The 1,262-nt window shown below is 62.0% G+C and carries 1 protein-coding gene and 1 pseudogene; both read left to right on the forward strand.

Annotated elements, in window-relative coordinates:
• The coding region (locus EOA36_RS35690; protein ID WP_189553552.1) for an NAD-binding protein at nucleotides 1-674 on the forward strand (674 nt) is incomplete at its 5' end.
• Between the two features lie 215 nt (nucleotides 675-889).
• Nucleotides 890-1,262: pseudogene (locus tag EOA36_RS35695) on the forward strand (porin family protein); the annotation flags it as partial.

The following is a 1,262-nucleotide window of genomic DNA, read 5'->3' on the forward strand; positions in this document are numbered from 1 at the left end:
CGCTGCAGAAGGCCAATGGCGGCCGCGGCGTGCTGCTTGGCGGCGTGCCCGGCGTGCTGCCAGGCAAGGTCACCGTGCTCGGCGGCGGCGTCGTAGGCCTGCATGCGGCCCGCATGGCCGCCGGCCTTGGCGCCGATGTCACCATCATCGACCGCTCGATCCCGCGTCTGCGCCAGCTCGATGACCTCTTCGCCGGCCGGGTCCACACCCGTTACTCGACCGTCGAGGCGCTCGAGGAAGAATGCTTCTCGGCCGACATCGTCGTCGGCGCCGTGCTCATCCCGGGCGCTGCCGCGCCTAAGCTGGTCACCCGTGAAATGCTGTCCGGCATGAAGAAGGGCTCGGTGCTGGTCGATGTCGCCATCGACCAGGGCGGCTGCTTCGAGACCTCTCATGCGACCACCCACGCCGAGCCGACTTACGAAGTCGACGGCGTTATCCACTACTGCGTCGCCAACATGCCAGGCGCTGTGCCGGTCACTTCGGCCCATGCGCTGAACAACGCAACGCTGCATTACGGCCTGCAGCTCGCCGACAAGGGCCTGAAGGCGCTGGTCGACGACCATCATTTGCGCAACGGCCTCAACGTCCACAAAGGCAAGATCACCAACCGCGCGGTCGCCGAAGCGCTCGGCTACGAACTGGTCGAGCCGAAAGCCGTGCTCGCGGCCTGATACACCCAGAAAAAGTCAACTTACACTTTTGCCCGCCGGTTCGCTCCGGCGGGCTTTTTCTTTAGGCAATGATGCTCCAAACCTGCCTCCCAGGGGATCCATCGAAGCGTGTGCCGTAAGGGCACTTAGCCTCCCGCTGTTGCATTTTTGTCATACCTGTATTGGCCGACTCCCTGCTAGGAACACCCCGGGTTTATTCATTAGGGGTACGGGCTATGTTTGTTCGCATTACTGCGAAATCTATTCTTCTCGGCGCGGTTTCTGTCGTGGCTTTGATGTCGGCGGCTCATGCGGCCGACGTCGTGCAGCCGGTAGAGGCATCCGGTTTTAACTGGAGCGGCGTTTATGTCGGCTTCGGCGTAGGCGCCGGAGCCAACGTCCATAAGTTGAGCAGCGATTTTGCTCCCTTGTCATTGAATGGCATTGGCGGTGAAGGCGTTTACGGCGAACTTACCGCTGGCTACGACTACATGGTCTCGCCCCGCTTCCTGCTCGGCGGATTGCTGGACGTCCATGCCGGCGACATCAAAACCAAGCTCGACGCCGGTGGTTTCAACGCCTCGATCCAGGAGACATACGGTTTCGACG

Source organism: Mesorhizobium sp. M8A.F.Ca.ET.021.01.1.1 (assembly GCF_003998025.1).
In the GTDB taxonomy this organism is placed as follows: domain Bacteria; phylum Pseudomonadota; class Alphaproteobacteria; order Rhizobiales; family Rhizobiaceae; genus Mesorhizobium.